Raw genomic sequence first — 20815 nt, 5'->3', positions numbered from 1 at the left:
ACGCGGCTGCGCCGGGTGTGGAATCGAACCGAGAAAAGAGCAAACCATGAAGATTGCAGTGCTGATCAAGCAGGTGCCGGACACCGAAGAAGGCCGCCACCTCACCTCCGATGGTCGGGCAGACCGTGCCGCCAGCGACCGCGTGATCGATGAGATCACCGAACGCGCGCTGGAAGCCGCGCTGAAGCAGAAGGACGCGGACAAGTCGGTGGAAATCACCGTGGTGACCATGGGCCCGGCCGCCGCCAACGAAGCGCTGCGCAAGGCCCTGAGCATGGGTGCCGACAAGGCGGTGCACGTGCAGGACGACGCACTGGCAGGCTCCGATGCGCTGGCCACCGCCCGGGCCCTGGCCCAGGCGCTCTCCGCGCTCGATGCCGATTTGATCGTGGCCGGCAACGAGTCCACGGACGGCCGTGGCGGCGTGGTCCCGGCGATGATCGCCGAACTGCTCAACCTTCCGTTCCTCGGCCCGCTGGGCACCCTGGAGATCTCCGGCGGCACCGTGCGCGGCACCCGCTCCGATGCTTCGGGCACCACCGCGCTGCGCGCGGCCACCCCGGCGGTCATCTCCGTGGCCGAGGGCATGGGCGAGGCCCGCTTCCCGAAGTTCAAGGGCATCCTGGCCGCCAAGCGCAAGCCGGTCACCGTGCAGGGCACCGCCGAGCTGGGCCTGAGCGCGCCGGAGCATGCAGCAGGCAACCTGATGCTCTCCTCCGCCGCCCGCCCGGCGCGCACCGCCGGCGTGAAAATCATCGACGAGGGACAGGGCGCGCAGGAACTTGCCGCCTACCTGGCCGCCGAGAAGCTGATCTAAGGAACCAACGACATGACGAACATCCTGGTACACATCGAACTGGCCGAGAACGGCACCCCGACCGCCAGCGGCGCGCACCTGCTGGCCCTGGCATCCCAGCTGGGCACCCCGGTGGCCGTGGCCGCCTCCGCTGACCGCGACGGCACCGCCGCCGCCCTCGCCGCGCAGGGCGCCGCGCAGGTCTTCATCGGCGAAACCCAGCAGGCTGCTGCCCACCCGGCAGCCAGCGCCGTCGCCGCCCTGCAGGCTGCCATCGAGGCCTACGCCCCGGCCGCCGTGCTCGCCTCGACCAGCGCCGTGGCCCGCGAGGTCATCGGCCGGCTCTCGGTGCGCACCGGCAACCCGGTAGTGCTCGAAGCGGTCGAGCTGGCGCAGCGCGATGGCCGCATCGCCGCCACGCACTCGGTCTTCGGCGGCACCTATGTCACCGAATCCACTGCAGGTTCCGGCATCCCGCTGATCACCGTGGCTTCCAGCGGCGCCGAGCCGCTGCCGGCCGCCACCGCCCAGGTGGATTCCGCCGCCATCGAGGTGGCCACCGCCGCCTCGGCAGAAATCGAATCCGTGACCCCGCTGGCCGCCGCCTCTTCCCGCCCGGAGCTGCGCGCCGCCAAGATCGTGGTCTCCGGTGGCCGCGGCGTGGCCTCGAAGGAGAACTTCGCGCTCATCGAAGCGCTCGCCGACTCGCTGGGTGCAGGACTGGGCGCATCGCGTGCCGCCGTGGACTCCGGCTACATCCCGCAGAGCCACCAGGTCGGGCAGACCGGTGTCAGCGTCTCGCCGGACCTCTACGTGGCAGTGGGCATCTCCGGGGCCATCCAGCACCTGGCCGGCATGCAGACCGCCAAGCGCATCGTGGCCATCAACAAGGACGAGGACGCACCGATCTTCGACATTGCCGATTTAGGCATCGTGGGCGACCTCTTCGAGATCCTCCCGCAGCTCACCGCGCTGCTGGAGTCCAAGCAGCCGGCCAACGCCGGCTAGACCAAGGAGAATCGTTTCCATGTCGCTGACAACCAAGGAGGGCGCCCGCACCGCCACGACGGCGGGCAACCCGGCGCTGAAGAAGATCTGGATCGCCGCCGCAGTGGTGGTTGTCCTGGCCCTGCTGGTGCTGGCCGCCCGCTGGTGGCGTGGAACCGGAGCAGGGGAGCAATTTATTGCCGCCTATCCGGGGCATTCGGCGCTGCCGGAGAACGCCCCCACCGGCATCCCCGCCTGGCTGGGCTGGCAGCATTTCCTGAATGCTTTCTTCCTGGTGCTGATCATCCGCTCCGGCTGGCTGATCCGCACCACGGCTAGGCCGAAGGCCTACTGGACCCGGAATAACACCGGCCTGTTCAAGACCAAAACCAAGCCTAAGAAGATCAGCCTGGAAATCTGGCTGCACCTGAGCCTGGATGTGCTGTGGATCGTCAATGGCGTGGTGTTCATTGTGCTGCTGTTCGCCACCGGCGCGTGGATGCGCATCGTGCCGACCAGCTGGGACATCTTCCCGAATGCGATCAGCGCCGGCGTGCAGTACCTGTCGCTGGACTGGCCAAGCGAAAACGGCTGGCTGAACTACAACGCGCTGCAGGTCTTGGCCTACTTCTCGATCGTGTTCCTGGCCGCCCCGGTCTCCGCCATCACCGGGCTGCGCATGTCCCCGGCCTGGCCGGCCAAACTGGATAAGGCATTCCCCATGGAAGCCGCCCGCAAGGTGCACTTCCCGGCCATGCTGTTCTTCGTCGGCTTCCTGGTGATGCATGTGCTGCTGGTGCTGCTCACTGGTGCGCGGGCGAACCTGAACCACATGTTCGCCGCCCGCAGCGACGACGGCTGGATGGGTGTCATCATGTTCCTGCTGGCCGTTGCAGTGACCGCCGGAGCCTGGTTCGCCTGCAAGCCGGTGGTCATCCGGGCCCTGGCCGGGATGTCGGGCAAGATCTCCAAGTAGCGGCTCGCCCGCGGGCAACGCACTGAAACGCCGAAACCGGCGCTGGGCAGGAAAAAATCCTGCACAGCGCCGGTTTTTGCCTGCCCGTGACCGGTGGCCTGTGGCGGTGTTCCCGATTCGCTGTGGCTGTTGCATTATTAATGATGTCTGGCGCCGAATCGGCAACCTCGCTCGCACCGAGAACGGCTTTGCGCAGGACACCAGCCAAGCCCGCGCCTTTCGGAAGACTCCACCGCCGTGAAAACACTCTTCAGTTCCCCTCGACAATTCGCCGTGTCCACCGCTGGCGTGTTGCTGGCCGGTGCGCTGGCCTTCGGCGGCCTGATGCCAGCCAGTGCCGCGCAGGCAATCCCAGCCGCCCAGCCATCCACGCAACTTGCAGCGCCAGCAACCCTGCAGGTGCACGCCGCCAAACGGATGGTGCAGGTCAAGACCACGAGCAATCTGAATATGCGCTCCGGTTCCAGCACCAAGTACCGCGTTGTCCTGACCATCCCGAAGAACAAGACCGTCACCGTCAAGTCCCAAGCGTCCAACGGCTGGTACCAAGTCACCTACAACAAGAAGACCGGGTGGATCTCCAACAAATACACCAAGGTCACCAAGACCTCCGGCACCGGCAAAACCTCGCCGCGGGCGAAAAGCGTGAAGCTGTGGATCACGCCGAAATCGACGATGAATATCCGCAAGGGGGCGGGAACCGGACACTCAGTCGTCGGCAAGATCAGCAAGGGACAGCCCGCCTACGCGACGTCCAAGGCCGCCAACGGCTGGTACAAGATTTCCACCCAGGGCAAGAACGGATGGATCTCCGGTGCCTACGTCACCACCTGCTCCCAGGGCTGCGCCATCGACGCCGGCCCGTACACCACCAACCGGGCTGGGCTGTCGGACCGCTACTTCACCAAGTCTTCCGGCGCAGACCTGTTCGCTTCGGTCAAGGGCAAGAAGCGCATCGGTGATATCCCGAAGAACTCGATCGTCTATCGGGATAAGGTCTGGGAAAGGAAAGCTGGCCAGGTCTCCGGCTGGTACTACGTGCGCACCCAGGGGGCCGATGGCTGGATGAAAGTTTCAGCGCTGAAGCCCAGCACCAACGCCAAAACCAGCAACACCTCAAAAATCACTCGCGCCATGGTACTGAAGCAAGCCAACGGGAAGCTGCCCGCGTCGATGCTGGTGGCCCTGCACTGGGACAAGGAGAAAACGCTCGTCGCCGCCCCGGCCGCTGCGGACCTGGGCCGGCTGAACTCGGCCTTCAAGAAGAAATTCGGGAAGAATCTGGATATTGATCTGGCCTACCGCACCCTGGATACGCAGAAATTCCTTTACCAGGAGCTCGGCCACTACATCGCGGCCAAACCGGGCACCTCGAACCATGGTTGGGGACTGGCCATCGACGTCCCGGAGACCTACAGCTATTCGTTCAAGGGCAAGTACTACAAGTGGCTGAAAGCCAACACCAAGAAATACAACTGGATCCACCGGAAAAATCTGGAAGAATTCCGCGCTAACGGAAGCAGGAATCCATACGCCGAAGCATGGCACTTCGAATATGTCGGCAAATAATTCCCATGTCATGGCCGGCCACAAACCATTGTCGAAAATGAACGTCGCAGATCCTCCAATAGAGAATTCTTCCAGTAGCCTTAGGTTACAGCTCTTGCTGTCATGGAACTCGCGTCACCTTTTGAGGAACGGAACAAGACATGTCAGATACATCCGCGCCGACGACCGGCGCAAAACTTTCGGCCGAGTTCTTGGGCACATTCGTGCTGGTCTTCGGCGGCTGTGGTTCAGCGATCTTCGCGGCCAAGGTCATTGCAGATGAAACCGTGAACATGGGCATCGGATTCCTGGGCGTAGCTCTGGCTTTCGGTTTCACTGTGCTGATCATGGCGTACGCAGTAGGGCATATCTCCGGCGGCCATTTCAACCCTGCCGTCACCCTGGGCACGGCCTTTGCCGGGCGCACCCCGTGGAAGGATGTCCTCCCGTACATCGTCACGCAGATCGTCGCTGCTTCGGTGGCGGGTGCCGTGCTGTTCTGGATCGCTTCGGGCAAGGACGGATTCAACGCAGTCGAATCCGGTTTCGCTTCCAATGGCTATGGGGAGCGATCACCAGATGGCTATTCGCTGGTTGCGGCACTGGTCGCAGAGATCGTTTTGACTGCGATCTTCCTGTACGTGATCCTCGGCTCCACCGACAAGCGCGCGCCGCAGGGTTTCGCGCCGATCGCTATCGGCCTGTCATTGACCCTGATCCACCTGGTGTCCATTCCCATCACCAATACCTCGGTCAACCCGGCACGTTCCCTGGGCGTCGCATGGTTCGCCGGCCCGGAAGCCTTGGGCCAGGTATGGCTGTTTATCCTGGCGCCGGTTATCGGTGCGGCCATTGCCGGTGTCAGCTACAAGGTGCTCTTCCCGGCCTTCGTGGACAAGGGTCGCGAAGGTTTCGACAAGAACTAGCAGATGATGGGAGCTCGCGGTTACCGCAGCTCGCTGAACCCAGTCCAGCAGACTTCGACGTCGGCTGGACTGGGTTCGTCCTTTCACGTGGAACGATGAACTTGGGAAATCCACATGGAAGGCGATTAGGCTTGTCATATGCAACAACGGCCAGAGTACATGAACCCCTATTCGGCTCCGCGGCCCAAGCAACGCGTCTTCAACGCCGGGCAATTCACCAAGGGCGACTTCTGGACAGTTCTTGCCTACCTCGTCTTCTTTGTCGGGGGCGCAGCAGGCCTCATCGGCTTGATCCCTGGCTACATGGGCGCCTTCTCCACCCAGGAACAGGCGCTGTTCGGGATCAACCTGATCCTGTATGTCACCTTCTTCATTCTCGCGATGATCCAGTGCGGTCCGCAGTTCTTCGAGTCGTTCAAGACCATGCGCTACCACCCCTGGGCCAAATGGCTGATGCTGCCCGGTGGCTGGTTCCTGACCATCATGGCCAACGGAATCATCGCCGCATTGACGGGCCAAGCGGCCACCAGCGAGAACCAGGCGGCCCTGGAATCCATGGCCGGAACGGTGCCGCTGCCGGTCATGCTGGTCGTCACTGCGCTCTTCGGCCCATTCGTCGAGGAATACCTGTTCCGCCATCTGCTCATTGGCAAGCTTTCACGCAAGCTCAACGTCTGGATTTGCGCACTGATCTCCACGGTGCTGTTCGCCAGCATCCACTTCATTGGCGCGGGCATCGGCTCTTGGCTGGAAGTCGTGCCGTACTTCATGCTGGGCGTCATGATGGGTGTTGCCTACATCCTCAGCGGCAAGTCGCTGGCCTACTCCTACATGCTGCATGTCATTAACAATGCAGTAGCGTTGCTGGTGGTGTACCTGATCTACCCGCTGCTTCCTGTGGGAGCCTAGGCAGTGGCATTTACCGGACTCGAACCGAACACCCCCGCCTATCGGGGCATGCTGCTGGCGCTTTTTGCCGGCGGCGTTGCCACGTTCTCCCAGCTCTATGCGGTGCAGGGGCTGCTGCCGGTGATCGCCGGCTATTTCCACATCACCTCTTCGCACACGGCACTTGCCGTTTCATCAGCGACCCTGGGGCTGGCGTTGGCCGTGACTCCATGGGCCATCATTTCCGACCGCGTCGGGCGCCGCAAGGTCATCAGCATCGCCCTGATCTCTTCGGTCGCCCTGGGACTGCTCAGCTGCCTGTCGCCAAGCTTCGAGTTCCTGGTGGCGATCCGGTTCTTCGAGGGAATTGCCTTGGCAGGTGTTCCCGGCTCTGCACTGGCCTTCCTCGTTGACGAGGTCAATCCGCGAGCCGTTGCCGTGGCCAGCGGCACCTATATCTCCGGCACCACCCTTGGCGGGCTGGCCGGACGCTTGGTCGCCAGCTTTGTCGCAGACCCCGCCGGCTGGCGCTGGGGGGTCGCGGCAGTGAGCATCATGGCCGGCCTGGCGACGCTCTTCTTCCTGTTCAAGGCGCCCAGCGCCCAGGGCTTCGACCCCATCCACGGCCAGAACCTGCGCAGCATCGCCAAGAAGTTCGCACATGCATTGCACGGCAAAATGGCACTGGTCTATGCCCAGGGATTCTTGCTCATGGGCGGATTCGTGGCCGTCTACAACTACCTGGCTTTCCGGCTGGAAGCACCGCCCTACCTGATTCCGGCTTCGTGGGCGGCACTGGTCTTCTTGGCCTACCTTTCTGGAACCTACACCTCGGTGGCCAGCGGCAAACTCGTCGCCAAGGCTGGACGGCGAAATACCCTGCGCATCAGCATTCTCACCAGCGCCCTGGGCTTGCTGCTGACCCTGGCCGGGAACCTGGTCGTGATCATCAGCGGGTTGCTGATCTTCACCGCTGGCTTCTTCGCGGCCCACGCGGTCGCCAGCGGGTGGGTGCCGGTGCTGGCCACCGAAGCCAGGGCACAGGCCTCCAGCCTGTACAACTTGTACTACTACGTGGGCTCGTCACTGCTTGGCTGGCTCATCGGCATCCCCTTCATGCACTACGGCTGGGCCAGCGTCGTGCTCTGTGTTGGCGCGTTGCAGGTGGTTGCCCTGATCATGGCTTCCTTGCTCTCCAAAAGGGACCCATCCCTTCGCGGATAATTCATATTCCGCATTCGGAATACTCAACTTTGCGCGAAATATCAGGTCAGATCGTCGAATTCTCCTGATACCCACCTGGCATAGCGTTCCGCAGAGAACTGGACCACCCGGTGGGCATCGGCCTGGATGCAGGCGGCGAAGTTGTTGTAGAGGCGGTCGAACTTCACCGGCTCCAGATCCTTGGCCATGCGCCGCACCACGGCAGCCGAGAGCGGGATGCGGTTGGGGTAGCTGCGCAAGAAGGTCGCATTGCCATCGGCCACGGGGAAAATCGCGTCGCCAGCCAGCAGGACTCCGCGGCCATCGGCCCCTGCTTCCCAAACAGCCGCAGTGCTGCCCGGGAAGTGGCCGCCGAGCTGCATCAGCCTGATCCCGGGCAGCACCTCAAAAGGCTGGGACCAGGTCCTGACGGCGGCTGAGGAATACTGGACCCACTGCGCATCTTTCTCGGCGACGAGGATCGGCGCATCACCCAGCGCCTGGCTGTATTGCTGCTGCACCCCGTACATGTGCGGATGGCTCGCCACAATGGCCGCCAGCTTTCCGCGGCTATCCAGCCAATCAATGATTTCTCCTGTAATCAGCCCGGGCACGTCGAAGAGCAGGTTGCCCGCGGTGGTCTCCACGAGTAAGGAGCTTTGGCCTATGCCGATTTCGGGAGAAGCAATCGCATTCAGTCCCGGCTCCAGCGAAGTGATCGTCAGCTGGTGGCCGGCTGCTGCCAGGTCTTCGGTGCGCACCCAACGCTGGATTCCGCCCGGAATGTACTGGCGTTCATCGGCGCAGATGGGGCAGGTGCCGGTGGGTTGCGGGCCCGGCGGGAACTCCACGGCGCAACCCGCGCATTGCCAATGGCCAATCTGTTCTTGTCCCATGGGAAACCTGTTTTCTGGTGGCGGTGCTGGCTGTGCCCTGCTTGCTTCCAAACCTAGTACTCGCTCCGGACGCAGGAAAGAGGACTGCACCGGGAATCCTCCTGCGCGCAAGCAAATGGTGAAAGTCCACTCTGCTTCGTAGAGTTGAGGTTGTGAATCCTTCAACCCCCACCGAATCCCCGCGGAGCTTGGCCCGGCAGATCCTTGCCTTGGCAGTTCCCGCCTTGGGTGCTTTGATCGCCGAGCCGCTGTTCTTGATGGCCGATTCGGCCATCGTGGGCCACCTTGGTGTGGCCGAGCTGGCCGGCGCCGCACTGGGCACCACGGTGCTGCACACTGCGGTGGGGTTGATGATCTTCTTGGCCTATGCCACCACGCCAGCTGTAGCCAGGGCCCTGGGCGCAGGCAACCCCGGCAAGGCCATGGCGGCGGGGCGCGATGGCATGTGGTTTGCCATAGTCCTCGGGGTGGTGCTGTCGCTGCTCGGATACTTCAGTGCCGATCGGCTTGTGGGCTTGATGGGCGGCGAAGGGGAAACCGCTGGATTCGCCGTCGATTACATCCGCTACTCGATGCCTGGCCTGACCGCGATGCTGCTGGTCCTGGCAGCCACCGGCGTGCTGCGTGGCATGCAGGACACGAAAACACCGTTGATCGTGGCCACCGCTGGCTTCGGATTGAATGTCGTCCTGAACTTCGTGCTGGTCTACTGGGCCGATATGTCCGTAGCCGGTGCCGCGCTTGGCACATCGATCGCCCAGTGGATGATGGCGGTGGTGTATTTGTGGATGATCTTGCCAAGAATCCGCAAGCAAGGAATTTCCATGGCGCCGAGCTGGTCCGGGTTCATTTCCACCGGGCAAGTCGGTTCCTGGTTGATGCTGCGCAACCTGAGCATGCGCGCGGCGTTGCTCCTCACGGTTCTTGTCGCCACCAACGCCGGCACCCAGACACTGGCAGCGCACCAGCTGGTCTTCACGATCTTCAGTTTCCTGGCCTTTGCACTGGATGCGTTGGCTATTGCGGCCCAGGCCATGATTGGCCAGGAGCTGGGCCGCGGGGATGCAGAGCAGGTCCGCAAGCTCACGGGGATCATGAGCCGCTGGGGCATCTGCTTCGGCGTGGTAACCGGGATCCTGCTGCTTGCCACCTCGTGGGTCTTCCCGATGATCTTCACCCCGGATGAGCAGATCCGGCAGCTGACCACCGTTGGGCTATGGGTGCTGGCATTGTCCCAGCCGTTGTGCGGTTTGGTGTTCGTGCTGGACGGCGTGCTCATCGGTGCGGGGGATGCCCGCTATCTCGGGTTGGTAGGTGTAGCGAACCTTGTTCTCTACGTGCCGATGCTCTGGGCGGTTCAGGTCTTTGCCAAGGATTCCACGTCAGCGATTTTGTGGATCTGGGTTGCTTTCGCCATCGGCTACATGGCAGCTCGCGGCGTGAGCCTGTCCCTGCGTGCCAGGAACAGCGCTTGGATGCGGTTGGGCAGCTGAACCCAGGCCACCGGGCCGCTCGCCACCGATTACTCCTGGAGCTCCATTGCCTGGGCGGCAATCTCATGGGTGACCGCATGGTCCAGTGAGCTGGTGGTGCCCTGGCACCCGGATCCGGGCTGGGCAACGAGCTGTTGCGCTGGGCTGGTCAGGTGCTTGGCGCTACCGGTTTGCGCGAGCTCCAATGCGTATTCGAGGGCGTGGCCGATACCGGTACAGGACGCTACCGTTTTCCGGATGACGGCGTTCGATGCCTTCGAAGATGTTCTCGCGGACCACGAAGAAGTCCACGTCCCCTGGCTGGCGGAATTGCAGCAGGCTGCCCACGGCGCAGGAGAAGAGCGAGTCATGCACGCCAAGCCGCTCAATCCGGTTATCGGGCATCATCTGCCTGTGCTTGGCGTTGGATCCAGCTTGAACCAGAAAATCGTCAGCGGACTCGTTCAGTGAGCGCAGGCCTTCTGGCATGGCATCGGTGCTGACGCCAGCGCCGGCAAGCACGGCGATGCTGCGTGCCTTGCCCATGATGCACCAGTGGTTGGCCGCTAGTGATGTCCCAGCATGGCTCGGCGGATGGATTCCAGATGCAGCGTCATGGCCTCGGCGGCCGCTGAAGGATCTGAATTCTGTATGGCGGCAAAGATCGACTGGTGCTCGGCCAGCTCGTCCGATTGGGACATGTATGGCTGCATGGAAGGCAAGACGTAGTGGGCTCGGGCGGTTTGCGTGAAGCAGTTCTCCAGGCTGTCCACAATGCGGGAGTTGCGCGATGCCGCGGCCAGTTCGCTATGGAAGCACTGGGCGGCATGCATGGAGGCAATGGGGTCGGAGACCGCCAGCTTTTGCTGGGCTTCAAGGTGCCCGGCCAGGGAAACTACAAGCGCTGCCGAATGCATGCTGGCTACCTGCCCCGCCACATGCGGTTCGAGCAAGCTGCGCAGTTCCAGGACTTCATAGACATCATTCATCGAGATGGCGCGAACCAGATAGCCCTTCTTGGGCAGCACCTGCAGCAGGCCCTCGCTGGTGAGCTGGCGCAGGGACTCGCGCACCGGGGTCTTGGAGACCTCGAACTCCTGGGCCAGTGCGGGTTCGATGATCAGGCTTCCCGGGGCAAGTTCCCCGCGGTTGATGCGTTCGCGCAAGGTGAGCGTGAGCTGTTCGGAGAGCGAGCTGGCCATGGTTTTCCGATTCCTAAGGGGCGTAACTTGGCGACCTGATCTAGCTATCGCTCTGGGCAACACTCTAGTCTGGGATGAAATATATTTCAGGTATCTTACGGAACACCACTTTATCGCAAGGACTACGACTGTGCCGATCACCCAGAACTCTGCCAGCACGCAGCAAGCGCGCAACCGGCGCCGGGCCCTGTTCGCCTCTGTCTTCGGCACGGCCATTGAATGGTACGACTACGCGCTGTATGGCGCGGCCGCATCGGTGGTGATCGGTCCGCTGTTCTTCGCCGGGGCTGGAGAATCGGCGGCCTCGATCGCGTCCTTTGCGACCTTCGCGGTGGGCTTCGTGGCCCGCCCGCTGGGCGGTGTGCTCATCGGCCACCTGGGGGACCGGTTCGGGCGCCGCCCGGCCATGCTGCTCTCGGTCATCCTGATGGGCATCGCCACCGTGGGCATCGGCCTGCTGCCGACCGCGCAGACCTGGGGCGTGTGGTCCGTGGGCCTGCTGGTGCTGCTGCGCCTGATCCAGGGATTCGGCGCTGGCGCGGAACTGACCGGTGCCATGACGCTGGTGGCCGAATACGTGGAGCCGAGAAAACGCGGGTTCTACACCTCGCTGGTGCTCTCCACCCCGCCGCTGGGCATCGCCCTGGCCACCGTGTGCTTCTTCCTGGTCTCGCTGGCCGGTGACGAGGTACTGCTCGGGTGGGCCTGGCGCATCCCATTCCTGGTCTCGGCACTGCTGTTCGTCGTGGCCATCTACATCCGCAACAAGCTGGAAGAGACCCCTGACTATGCCGCCGCCATGGCCTCGGCCCGTGCCGAGCAGCAGCAGGCCAAGCTGCCCATCGTGCAGGTTTTCGCCGCGCACTGGCGTCGCGTGGCCCTGGGCTTCCTGGCCATCACCGGGCACAACGCGGTGAACTACATCCTTGCGGTCTTCGCGCTGAGCCTGATGGTCACCAGCGGCATGGAACGCAGCCATGCGTTGCTGGCGGTCACCCTGGGCTCCTTGGTCTCCGTACTGCTCACGCCGGTGGGCGGCTGGCTGGCCGATCGGTTCGGCGCTTCCAAGGTGCTGGCGGCAGGAAATATCTCAGGCTTGGTCCTGGCTTTCCCGATCTTCGCACTGATCTCCACCGGCGAGTTCGCCTTCGGATTCCTGGGCATCGCCGCCGGCTACGCGCTGGTGATCCCGTGCACTTCCGGTGCCCAAGGGGCCTTCCTCACCGAGCTGTTCCCCGTCTCGGTGCGCTTCTCCGGGATTGCCATCGCGCGCGAACTGAACGGCGCCATCGTCGCTGGGCTCTCGCCGCTGATTGCCGCCGCGCTCTTGCAAGCGGGCAACGGCTCCATCGCGATGCCAGCGGGATACCTGGCGCTGTGCTGCCTGTCCTCGGCCATTGCAATCTTCATCGGCACCCGCGCAAGCTCGCGCACCCTGTACTAGACCGGCAATTTCTACCGAAGTAAAGGAACAATCCATGGGTAATCTCAATCGCCAACTGCCCGACGTGGCCGAACTGGTCAGCCTGATGAAGTTCAAGCTCCCCTCCACTAGCCCTCGCGCCGCCCGCCTGGCCGGTGCCGCCGACATCTGGGATCTGCGCAAGATCGCCAAGCGTCGCACGCCCGCCGCGGCCTTCGACTATGTAGATGGCGCTGCCGGGCGAGAAATCACCGCGACCCGCGCCCGAGCGGTGTTCGACAACGTTGAGCTGTTGCCGCGAATACTGCACGGAACCGCGCAGTCGGATCTTTCCACCACCATTGCCGGTGCCCCATCGGCATTGCCCTTCGGCATCGCCCCCACCGGTTTCACCCGCTTCATGCACTCCGAGGGCGAAATCGGCGGCTCGCGGGCTGCCCAGAAAGCAGGGATTCCCTTCAGCCTGTCCACCATGGGCACCCGATCCATCGAGGAGGTCGCCGAGGCGGCACCCGAGGGCCGCAAATGGTTCCAGCTCTATCTGTGGAAGGACCGGGAAAAGTCCAGGGCGCTGGTGGAACGTGCTGCTGCAGCGGGCTATGACACCTTGCTGGTCACCGTGGACACCCCGGTAGCCGGCCAGCGCCACCGCGATACCCGCAACGGCATGAAGATCCCGCCGGAATTGACCGTGAAGACCGTGCTCGATGCGTCGTACCGACCCGAATGGTGGTACAACTTCCTGACCACCGATTCGCTGAAGTTCGCATCGCTGTCGGATACGTCGGCAGACCTGCCAACGATCATCAACTCCATGTTCGATTCCTCCTTGGACTTCGAGGATCTGAAATGGATCCGCGAGCTGTGGAAGGGCCAGCTTTTCGTCAAGGGCGTGCTCACCAGCGAAGACGCTGCCAAGGCACAGGCCGCCGGTGCTGACGGACTGGTGGTCTCCAATCACGGCGGACGGCAGCTGGACCGCGCGCCGATCGCCTTCGAGGCCTTGGGCGAAGTGCGTGCCGAAGTCGGTGAGGACATGGAAATCATCATGGATTCGGGCATCATGTCCGGCGCGGACATTGTCGCCGCGCTGTGTGCCGGAGCGGACTTCGTGCTGATTGGCCGCGCCTACCTCTACGGCCTGATGGCTGGGGGAGAGGAAGGCGTCAGCCGTGCCATCGAATTGCTGGCCAAGGAAGTGGAAGTGACTATGCAGCTGATGGGCGCGGCGAGCATCGGGGATCTGGACCAGTCGCTGATTCGCCGCCGTGGCTGATGTGATTAACCCCGGGCGAAGTGGCGGTTAGTTCTATGAGCGGTAGAATAGAAATTGTGCCTGCACCAAAAACCACCCCAGTTCAAGCTTCAGATGTTTTCCGCCCGGTCTTCCTGCGCGGCCTGACGGCCCTGGCCTATGCCCTGATGTCGATTTTCTGGATCGGCGCAGATGACAAGGTTGTCACCTACTCGACGGCAGCGTTCCTCGTTGTCACTGGCGTGTTCATGTGGCAGTACGTATCTGTGGAAAGCGCGCCGGAGAAGTCGCGCGCCCCCTACGCGCTGGGTGCGGGACTGATGCTTCTGGCTGGTATTGCCACCATCTTCGTCAGCTCGATTGCCTGGGTCGGCTATGTGGGTGCCTTTGCATTCCTGGCCGGAGGCATTGCCGAGCTCATCGTCTTTGCCAAGCATCGCGAGGCCTTCCCGCCGTTCAGGAACCAGCTGGTTTCCGGCGCGGTGGGCGTGATCTTGGCCATTTCGCTGTGCTTCAGCGGTGGCATGGATGCGCACGCATTGTTCGGCCTGATTGGCGGCGGAACTATCGTTCTGGCCGTTTTCGCGCTGATTGCCGCCTTCGGCCATCGCCATGAAATGAAGGCAGCCGCCCCGACCACGATCAATTCGCCGGACCAGGAAAGCAACTAGTCTTTAGGTCTGCAGTAAAAGTAGAAACGGAGTTCCTGGTGGGAAACAACAAGAAGAAGCAACCGTGGAGCCAGTCAATCAAGGGCCCACTGAGCTTCTCGCTGATCCTGGCCATCGTCGCCGGCGTGGTCGGCCTGGTTAGCTCCACCGGCGGATCGCAGAATCCCTTGCGCTTCGATATCGGTTTGGCCTGTTTCGGCATCGCCTTTGTCGCAAGCCTGCTGGTCATCTCGGTGATGACCATGGCCGCCAAGGACAATGATCCTGACCTGGGAAAGGGGACCGGGGTAAACCGATCCTCATCCAACCCGGACAAGAAGTTTGAAGACTGATAATAAAGCTTAGCCACGCGGCATGACGCGCTGGGACTGTCCATCCACAGATAGTCCCAGCGCGTTGTCGTTTGCCGGGCCAATTGATCGAGGCAGGACGCCTCAAGCACGCACCAAGGATTTCAAGTGAGTAGCACGAGTATCTCTGAGCAGCATGGCCGCACCCCACTGGGCAAGCAGCTGCGACGGCGCAAGTCCATCCAGGCGATGGCCAACGACGCCGCGAACAACGCCGGGCTCGGGACGCTCAAGCGCTCGCTGGGCGTCACCCAGCTGGTCATGATCTCCGTCGGAGCCACCCTGGGCACCGGCATCCTGGTGATCCTCGGATCTGCCGTTCCGGTCGCCGGCCCGGCGATCTGGATCGCCTTCGTGCTTGCCGGCATCACCGCGCTGCTTTCGGCGGTCTCCTATGCCGAAATGGCGGGCATGGTCCCGGTCTCCGGCTCCAGCTATTCCTATTCCTACGCCACGCTGGGCGAAGGCATGGCCTGGGTGTGCGGTTGGTGCCTGGTGCTGGAATACGCAGTTTCCGCGGCAGCGGTGGCGGTGGGTGCCGGCGCCTACGTGAACCAGACGCTGGAGATCTTCGGCCTGGCTTTGCCCCAGGCCCTGGCCGCCGGTCCGGGCGACGGCGGTGTCATCAACCTCTCGGCATTGATCGTGGTCATCTTGGCGACCCTGCTGCTGGTTCGCGGTGCCCGCGAATCGGCCCTGGCCAACACCGTCATGGTGATCGTGAAGATCGCCATCCTCGTCTTCTTCGTGGTGGTCGCCTTCACCGCTTTCAATGCCGGGAACTTCGCTCCGCTGCTGCCCATGGGCGCCGCGGGCGTGACCGGGGCAGCGTCCATGGTCTTCTTCTCCTACATCGGCTTCGACGCGGCCTCGACCGCCGGCGAGGAAGCCAAGAATCCGCAGAAGGACCTGCCGCGGGCAATCATGATCGCCATGGTGCTGGTAACCACCATTTACGTGCTGGTTGCTGTAGCCGCCATTGGCGCCCGGGAGTGGAACTGGTTCGCCGAATCGGAAGCCGCCCTGGTGCAGATCGTTTCCGAGATCACCGGACAGAAGTGGATGGTCTTGGCCTTCGCCCTGGCTTCGGTGATCGCGATCGTCTCGGTGGTGCTGACCACCCTGTACGGGCAGACGCGCATCCTGCTCTCCATGGGCCGCGACGGCCTGATCCCGCGCTTCTTCGCCAAGGTTTCGCCCAGCACCCGCACCCCGGTCATCGGCACCTACGTCACCGGCGCGGTCGTGGCCATTGCCGCCTCGCTGATTCCTCTGGGCCAGCTGGCCGAAGCGACCAGCATCGGCACCCTGTTCGCCTTCTCGTTGGTAGGTGTCTCGGTAATGTACCTGCGCAAAACCCAGCCGGATACCCCGCGGACCTTCCGCGTCCCGCTGTATCCGGTGACCCCGATTCTGGGCATCGCTGCCTGCCTGTTCCTGATGTTCAACCTGGCCGGCATCACCTGGCTGGTCTTCGCCATCTGGATGGCTGTGGGAGCTGCGATCTATCTGGGCTTCGGCCGCCGCAATTCGCGCCTCGGCACCTTGGACGCCAAGGCCTATGAAGCGGAACTGAATCTCTGACACTTTCGTCATGCGCTGGGGTTGCTGGCACTGCGGGCTAAGCTGTGTGGTGGACCACTATCGCAGCTCATGAAGGAAACACCATGCACCAGGAACCGATCAGCACCGCCGACCTCTACGACCAGCATGGGGATGCACTGCAGTCCGTCTCGGCTCAATTCCAGGACTTCGGCGGGCGGCTGTCCTTCCACGGGCCGGCACGTACCGTGAAGTGCCATGAGGACAACGGCCTGGTCAAGGAGATCCTGAGCTTCCCGGGCAATGGCGCAGTGCTCGTGGTCGATGGGGGAGCATCCCTGCGTTACGCCCTGATGGGTGACATGATTGCCGCGAATGCCGAAGCTAATGGCTGGGCCGGGGTCATCATCAGCGGCGCCGTACGCGACCGTGCGGCACTGGCTGAAATGGAACTCGGGATCAAGGCACTAGGCAGCAACCCGCGCAAAACCGTCAAGCGCTCGCACGGTTCGGTGGATGAAGTGATCAGCATCGGGGATGTGAAGGTCCGGCCGGGCGCGATGGTGTACGCGGATATCGACGGGATTCTTGTCGAGAACTAGCCGCTAGCCCATCTAGCTAGGGCTTGTCGCCTGCGCCTTCCCACTCCGCCTTGAATTCCTCGGTGCCCAAAGCCTCCAAGTCCGCGCGGATCTGGACGATTAGCCGCTCAGCTTCTTCGAGGCTGGAGGTTGTCATGCGCAGAAGCACCGAATCATCTTGGCGGGAATGCACGACTACCTGGGGCTCGTTCGCTTCGTACTCTGCATCGCCCAGCGTGGCAGAAGCCAGAGCTACAACCCAACGGGCCGCGGCTTTCAATGGTCCGCTCTCAGCTGCTTCTATCCGTGCCTCGTAATCATCCGAAGCGTGGGTTTCCTGAGTCATGACCTGCCCCTTCCACTACTGCAACTGCCGGTATCCCGGTTGTGTGTTCATCATATGGCCCGGGCAAGGTAAAAGGCGAGGGGCATCGCCCAACGCCATTTTGGCCACGTGCTGGCCACCCATGCAGGAAACCTGATGGCCATGACAGGTGCTCCGCGCTGGTCACGGGCATGGGCGGTGGGCCCGAGGCCACAGCGAGCTACTCGGCCACGCTGCGGCGATGAAGTGCGCAGGGGCGCTGGCCGATCACGGACGAAACTAGACTTGGTGTGCTCAGTGTCGGGGTTCTGGCTAGTCGATACGTTTTCCGGCTTTGCGCGCACGGTAGGCGCGTACGTGCTCGCGGTTGGCGCAGTTGCCGGTATCGCAGTACAGCTTGGAGCGGTTGCGCGACAGATCCAGCAGGGCCGCCTCGCAGTCCTCCGAGGCGCAGATCCGCAGACGCTGCAATCCGCCGGAGCGGATCACTTCCGCCAGTGCCATCGCGGCGTCCACGGCCATGCGGTCGTAGAGCGGGGTGCTGTTGGTGGTGGCGTGCAGGTGGTAACCCAGCGATTCGCTCTTGATCAATTGAGGCTGGGCGTTGGCGTTGCGCAGGATCGCATTGACCCGGAAGACGGATTCTTCTTCGGTACCTATCCAGATGTTCTTCAGCTGGGAACGCAACTGGCGAATGGAGCGAAGCTCTGCCTGGTTGTGCGCGCGGGAGCCTTCGAAATTCTCGGCATCAAGGAACTCATCGAGATCAGCGACGGTGGAGAGCATATCCACGATTTGCACCTCGGTATTCAGAAGGTTCACCACGGACTTCAATGAAGCTTCGATATCTGGGGCAAAGGTCATAATTCGTTCCTGGAAGCTGGGTAGATTGACTGCCACTCAAGCCTAACCGTATCGTCATGCTCATACCCCCATTTGCCCCTGAACGGCGGCATGAAATTCTCCGCGAAAGACTTCAAAGATCCTCATGAGCGACCTGTCTGATTCCGGCCTTCCGGCCGCCACTGCCGGCAGTCCAGTACTGCGTCAAAGCCAGTCCCGGGGGATCTGGATTGCGCTGGCATCCTCCGCGGCCTTCGGGATTTCCGGCTCCTTCGCCAAGGGGCTTTTCGAAGCAGGGTGGAGTCCCACTGCGGCCGTGGCCGCACGCATGGCCGGCGCCGCGCTGGTCCTGGCGATCCCTGCGGTCCTGGCGATGCGCGGCCGCTGGACGTTACTGCGCACCAACTGGGTGTCGATTGTGCTCTTCGGATTGTTTGGAGTGGGGGCCTGCCAGCTGTGCTATTTCTTGGCGGTGCAGCGCTTGGATGTCGGGGTGGCTTTGCTGCTGGAATATCTGGCTCCGGTGCTCATCGTGCTGGTGCTCTGGGCCAAGCACCAGAAGCGTCCATCGGCGGCAACGATCGCTGGCACCCTATTGTCATTGGCGGGCCTGGTGGCGGTGCTGGATCTGACCGGCGCCACGCGGATTGATCCTATCGGCGTGCTCTGGGGCTTGGGGGCAGCGGTGGGCCTGACGGTCTACTTCTTCATTAGCGCCAAGGTCGATGGCGCGCTGCCACCCATCATGCTGTCGGCCGGTGGCATGGCCGTTGGCGCGCTAACCATGCTGCTGGTTGGCGGCTTGGGAATCCTTCCAATGCAGTGGGCCGCCGGCAGCGGATCATTTGCTGGATATGAAACCCCGTGGTGGTTGGCCTTGACCGGGCTGATCCTGATCGCCACCGTGTTCTCCTACACCACCGGGGTGATGGCAGCCCGGGAACTGGGGTCCAAGGTGGCCAGCTTCATCTCGTTGACCGAGGTGCTTTTCGCGGTGCTGTGGGCTTGGCTGCTGCTCTCCGAGCTGCCGGGTGCGGTGCAGCTGTTCGGCGGCCTGCTGATTGTGTGCGGCGTGGTGCTGGTGCGTGTCGATGAACTGCGTGCGGCACGCAAGGGGATCTAAGCGGCCCGTAGGGTAAAACGCGCACGCGATGCCAATTGTTGTGCGCCGGATGCCAAGGGAAAACCCGTTGGCCGGTACAGGCTGGGAGAAACAAGTTTCGCAGGCATCCTAGCTGGAGGAAAACCCATGGGCAGCAAGTCGGTCATAGTCGTAGGCGCAGGTTCGGCTGGCTCGGTGGTCGCGCGCCGGCTCGTGGATGCCGGGGCGCGGGTGACCATGTTCGAAGCTGGCTCCGAGGACACCAACCCTGCCATCCACGACCTCTCGCGCATGGGCGAGCTGTGGCATAGCAAGGACGACTGGGATTACCACACCGTCCCGATGGCCGGGGCAGCGAACAAACCGATGCACCTGCCACGGGGCAAGGTGCTCGGCGGTTCCCACGCGCTGAATGCGACCATCTGGGTGCGCTGCGCCCCGCAGGATTTCGATGACTGGGCCAAGGACTGCGGCGAGCAGTGGGCCTGGAAGAATGTCCTGCCGATCTACAAGGAAATCGAGAACTTCTCTGGCGGCGCCAGCGAATTCCACGGCAGCGATGGGCTGGTGCCGGTGGACAACGACTACGAGCTGGATGAGATCCACCAGTCGATTATCGACGCCGCGGTGCAGTCCGGAATCGGATTCAATCCCGACTACAACGGCGAGCAGCTGGAAGGCGTTTCCAAGGAGCAGATCAACGTTGCTGGCGGCGAACGCATCAATACCTGGAAGGCCTATCTGAAGCCGGTGCGCGAGTGCATGGAAATCATCACGGACGCCGAGGTGCATTCGGTGATCCTCGAATCCGGATCCGCTGTAGGCGTGCGCTATCGGATCGGCGGGCAGCTGCAGGAGCTGCGCGCGGATGAGGTGGTGCTCAGCGCCGGTGCCCTGGGATCCCCGCAAATCCTGTTGCGCTCAGGCATCGGCCCGGTGGCCGAGCTCGATGCCGCGGGCGTCATGCCGCTGCATGAGCTGGATCAGGTCGGAAAGAACCTGCATGACCACCTGCTGGCACCGGTGATTGCCGAAACCACCACCCGCGCGATACCCGCCCCGCGTGCCGGGGTCTCCGTCTCGCAATCGCACATGTTCACCCGATCCCACGAGGGCCTGGATCGCCCGGACACCCAGCCGATCTTCTTCGCCGTGCCCATGTACTCCCCGGGCATGGAACCGGTCGATGGCACTGCCTTCACCTTGCACTCCGGGATCGTCACCCCGCACAGCCGCGGCGAAATCACCCTGGGCGGGCCCGGCCTGGATGACCCGGTGAACATCGATTTGAATGCGCTGGATGATCCGCGGGATATGCAGGCATTCCTGGTATCGATGAAGCAATGCCGCGCGATGGTGGAGCAAGATGCCTTGGCCGGGGACTGGGGAGCGAGGGAAATCTACCCGGGCGAAGAAATACGCGGCGATGAGCAGCTGGAGGATTACATTCGGAACAACGTCGTGACCTACCACCACCAGGTGGGTACCTGCCGCATGGGCACGGATGCGCAGGCCGTGGTGGATCCGCAGCTGCGGGTACGCGGCTTGGAAGGGCTGCGCGTCATCGATGCCTCGATCATGCCCAAGATCACCACCGGCAACACCAATGCCCCGGCCATCCTCATCGGCGAACTGGGCGCCAAATTCCTCTTGGCTGATCTTCGGCTCTGACAGGCGGCGCACTATGGCCGTGGCCAAGGAGAACGAGCCCTCACCTTCCAAAAGACGACGATTCCGCGGACCGCAGCTGGCGATGGAACGCGCGCCAGCTGCGTGTGAGATACATCGAATAAACTGCTTCAGGGCGAAATCGTTTCAAGCTGAAATGA

Annotated in this window: 22 protein-coding genes; 16 read left to right on the top strand and 6 right to left on the bottom strand. The window is 62.9% G+C overall.

The features are described 5' to 3' along the window. Positions 1–46: 46 nt before the first annotated feature. The 7 genes from ACIQTS_RS03950 (at position 47) to ACIQTS_RS03920 (ending at position 7345) form a co-directional block, all read left to right on the top strand. Positions 47–817: an electron transfer flavoprotein subunit beta/FixA family protein gene (locus ACIQTS_RS03950; protein WP_402471386.1), complete on the top strand. Its 771-nt coding sequence runs from the start codon at positions 47–49 to the stop codon at positions 815–817. Positions 818–829: 12 nt separating this feature from the next. Further along, entirely contained in the window at positions 830–1804 is a 975-nt protein-coding gene (locus tag ACIQTS_RS03945; protein WP_402471384.1) for an electron transfer flavoprotein subunit alpha/FixB family protein, read from the top strand. Between the two features lie 19 nt (positions 1805–1823). Beyond that, positions 1824–2759: a cytochrome b/b6 domain-containing protein gene (locus ACIQTS_RS03940; protein WP_365942801.1), complete on the top strand. Its 936-nt coding sequence runs from the start codon at positions 1824–1826 to the stop codon at positions 2757–2759. Between the two features lie 237 nt (positions 2760–2996). Further along, a complete protein-coding gene (locus ACIQTS_RS03935) occupies positions 2997–4328 on the top strand; it encodes an SH3 domain-containing protein (RefSeq protein ID WP_402471381.1) in 1332 nt (443 codons plus the stop codon). Positions 4329–4468: 140 nt separating this feature from the next. Beyond that, the gene (gene aqpZ / locus ACIQTS_RS03930; protein ID WP_365942799.1) at positions 4469–5233 is read left to right on the top strand and encodes an aquaporin Z; all 765 of its coding nucleotides are present in this window, start codon (positions 4469–4471) and stop codon (positions 5231–5233) included. A 138-nt stretch (positions 5234–5371) separates the two neighbouring features. Beyond that, positions 5372–6142 carry a CPBP family intramembrane glutamic endopeptidase gene (locus ACIQTS_RS03925; protein WP_105662070.1) on the top strand — a complete coding sequence of 257 codons (771 nt, stop codon included), beginning with the start codon at positions 5372–5374 and terminating at the stop codon, positions 6140–6142. Between the two features lie 3 nt (positions 6143–6145). Continuing rightward, positions 6146–7345: an MFS transporter gene (locus ACIQTS_RS03920; protein ID WP_402471377.1), complete on the top strand. Its 1200-nt coding sequence runs from the start codon at positions 6146–6148 to the stop codon at positions 7343–7345. Between the two features lie 41 nt (positions 7346–7386). Here the strand turns inward: ACIQTS_RS03920 and ACIQTS_RS03915 are convergent, their stop codons facing one another. Further along, positions 7387–8220 (bottom strand): hypothetical protein, encoded by an 834-nt coding sequence (locus ACIQTS_RS03915; RefSeq protein ID WP_365942797.1) that lies wholly within the window; start codon positions 8218–8220, stop codon positions 7387–7389. A gap of 152 nt (positions 8221–8372) precedes the next feature. Between ACIQTS_RS03915 and ACIQTS_RS03910 the strand changes: the two genes are divergently transcribed. Continuing rightward, a complete protein-coding gene (locus tag ACIQTS_RS03910) occupies positions 8373–9713 on the top strand; it encodes an MATE family efflux transporter (protein WP_402471374.1) in 1341 nt (446 codons plus the stop codon). Positions 9714–9742: 29 nt separating this feature from the next. Here the strand turns inward: ACIQTS_RS03910 and ACIQTS_RS03905 are convergent, their stop codons facing one another. From ACIQTS_RS03905 to ACIQTS_RS03895, 3 genes are read right to left on the bottom strand one after another with little or no spacing between them, the layout of a single operon-like run. Continuing rightward, on the bottom strand, positions 9743–9898 hold the full coding sequence (locus ACIQTS_RS03905) for a hypothetical protein (protein WP_400289400.1): 156 nt from the start codon (positions 9896–9898) through the stop codon (positions 9743–9745). Then, on the bottom strand, positions 9876–10238 hold the full coding sequence (locus ACIQTS_RS03900; RefSeq protein WP_365942795.1) for a hypothetical protein: 363 nt from the start codon (positions 10236–10238) through the stop codon (positions 9876–9878). Before ACIQTS_RS03900 ends, ACIQTS_RS03905 begins: the two co-directional genes overlap by 23 nt. A 20-nt stretch (positions 10239–10258) precedes the next feature. After that, positions 10259–10894, bottom strand: coding sequence for a GntR family transcriptional regulator (locus tag ACIQTS_RS03895; protein ID WP_105656097.1), 636 nt, complete (start codon positions 10892–10894; stop codon positions 10259–10261). A gap of 130 nt (positions 10895–11024) precedes the next feature. Here ACIQTS_RS03895 and ACIQTS_RS03890 point away from each other — a divergent pair, with 130 nt between their 5' ends. The 6 genes from ACIQTS_RS03890 to rraA all read left to right on the top strand — a co-directional run bounded on the left by ACIQTS_RS03890 (position 11025) and on the right by rraA (position 16737). Then, entirely contained in the window at positions 11025–12338 is a 1314-nt protein-coding gene (locus ACIQTS_RS03890) for an MFS transporter (RefSeq protein WP_402471370.1), read from the top strand. Between the two features lie 34 nt (positions 12339–12372). Next, positions 12373–13593 (top strand): alpha-hydroxy acid oxidase, encoded by a 1221-nt coding sequence (locus tag ACIQTS_RS03885; protein ID WP_365942792.1) that lies wholly within the window; start codon positions 12373–12375, stop codon positions 13591–13593. Positions 13594–13649: 56 nt separating this feature from the next. Next, positions 13650–14243, top strand: coding sequence for a DUF308 domain-containing protein (locus ACIQTS_RS03880; protein WP_402471367.1), 594 nt, complete (start codon positions 13650–13652; stop codon positions 14241–14243). A gap of 38 nt (positions 14244–14281) precedes the next feature. Next, positions 14282–14575 (top strand): hypothetical protein, encoded by a 294-nt coding sequence (locus tag ACIQTS_RS03875; protein WP_286134039.1) that lies wholly within the window; start codon positions 14282–14284, stop codon positions 14573–14575. Positions 14576–14782: 207 nt separating this feature from the next. After that, on the top strand, positions 14783–16177 hold the full coding sequence (locus ACIQTS_RS03870; protein WP_402472137.1) for an amino acid permease: 1395 nt from the start codon (positions 14783–14785) through the stop codon (positions 16175–16177). An 83-nt stretch (positions 16178–16260) separates the two neighbouring features. Further along, positions 16261–16737, top strand: a complete 477-nt coding sequence (rraA, locus tag ACIQTS_RS03865; protein ID WP_105656102.1) for a ribonuclease E activity regulator RraA — start codon at positions 16261–16263, stop codon at positions 16735–16737. Between the two features lie 16 nt (positions 16738–16753). Here the strand turns inward: rraA and ACIQTS_RS03860 are convergent, their stop codons facing one another. Together ACIQTS_RS03860 and ACIQTS_RS03855 are read right to left on the bottom strand one after the other, a co-directional pair. After that, entirely contained in the window at positions 16754–17062 is a 309-nt protein-coding gene (locus ACIQTS_RS03860; protein ID WP_105656103.1) for a hypothetical protein, read from the bottom strand. A 291-nt stretch (positions 17063–17353) separates the two neighbouring features. Beyond that, the gene (locus ACIQTS_RS03855; RefSeq protein WP_105656104.1) at positions 17354–17905 is read right to left on the bottom strand and encodes a CGNR zinc finger domain-containing protein; all 552 of its coding nucleotides are present in this window, start codon (positions 17903–17905) and stop codon (positions 17354–17356) included. A 124-nt stretch (positions 17906–18029) separates the two neighbouring features. On the opposite strand from ACIQTS_RS03855, the gene ACIQTS_RS03850 reads away from it, so the two are divergent. After that, entirely contained in the window at positions 18030–19007 is a 978-nt protein-coding gene (locus ACIQTS_RS03850) for an EamA family transporter (protein WP_332595217.1), read from the top strand. Between the two features lie 126 nt (positions 19008–19133). Beyond that, positions 19134–20657, top strand: a complete 1524-nt coding sequence (locus ACIQTS_RS03845) for a GMC family oxidoreductase (RefSeq protein WP_402471363.1) — start codon at positions 19134–19136, stop codon at positions 20655–20657. Positions 20658–20815 lie beyond the last annotated feature (158 nt).

Source organism: Glutamicibacter sp. NPDC090743 (assembly GCF_044769125.1).
Lineage (GTDB): Bacteria > Actinomycetota > Actinomycetes > Actinomycetales > Micrococcaceae > Glutamicibacter.
The sequence above is the reverse complement of the archived record's forward strand: the minus strand, read 5'-3'. Positions and strand labels throughout refer to the sequence as shown.

Excerpts from the sequence above, each read along its gene's own strand:
- ACIQTS_RS03950 (WP_402471386.1), top strand. The coding sequence starts at position 47 with ATGAAGATTGCAGTGCTGATCAAGCAGGTGCCGGACACCGAAGAAGGC.
- ACIQTS_RS03945 (WP_402471384.1), top strand. The coding sequence starts at position 830 with ATGACGAACATCCTGGTACACATCGAACTGGCCGAGAACGGCACCCCG.
- ACIQTS_RS03940 (WP_365942801.1), top strand. The coding sequence starts at position 1,824 with ATGTCGCTGACAACCAAGGAGGGCGCCCGCACCGCCACGACGGCGGGC.
- aqpZ (WP_365942799.1), top strand. The coding sequence starts at position 4,469 with ATGTCAGATACATCCGCGCCGACGACCGGCGCAAAACTTTCGGCCGAG.
- ACIQTS_RS03925 (WP_105662070.1), top strand. The coding sequence starts at position 5,372 with ATGCAACAACGGCCAGAGTACATGAACCCCTATTCGGCTCCGCGGCCC.
- ACIQTS_RS03915 (WP_365942797.1), bottom strand. The coding sequence starts at position 8,220 with ATGGGACAAGAACAGATTGGCCATTGGCAATGCGCGGGTTGCGCCGTG.
- ACIQTS_RS03900 (WP_365942795.1), bottom strand. The coding sequence starts at position 10,238 with ATGGGCAAGGCACGCAGCATCGCCGTGCTTGCCGGCGCTGGCGTCAGC.
- ACIQTS_RS03895 (WP_105656097.1), bottom strand. The coding sequence starts at position 10,894 with ATGGCCAGCTCGCTCTCCGAACAGCTCACGCTCACCTTGCGCGAACGC.
- ACIQTS_RS03885 (WP_365942792.1), top strand. The coding sequence starts at position 12,373 with ATGGGTAATCTCAATCGCCAACTGCCCGACGTGGCCGAACTGGTCAGC.
- ACIQTS_RS03870 (WP_402472137.1), top strand. The coding sequence starts at position 14,783 with ATGGCCAACGACGCCGCGAACAACGCCGGGCTCGGGACGCTCAAGCGC.
- rraA (WP_105656102.1), top strand. The coding sequence starts at position 16,261 with ATGCACCAGGAACCGATCAGCACCGCCGACCTCTACGACCAGCATGGG.
- ACIQTS_RS03860 (WP_105656103.1), bottom strand. The coding sequence starts at position 17,062 with ATGACTCAGGAAACCCACGCTTCGGATGATTACGAGGCACGGATAGAA.
- ACIQTS_RS03855 (WP_105656104.1), bottom strand. The coding sequence starts at position 17,905 with ATGACCTTTGCCCCAGATATCGAAGCTTCATTGAAGTCCGTGGTGAAC.
- ACIQTS_RS03850 (WP_332595217.1), top strand. The coding sequence starts at position 18,030 with ATGAGCGACCTGTCTGATTCCGGCCTTCCGGCCGCCACTGCCGGCAGT.
- ACIQTS_RS03845 (WP_402471363.1), top strand. The coding sequence starts at position 19,134 with ATGGGCAGCAAGTCGGTCATAGTCGTAGGCGCAGGTTCGGCTGGCTCG.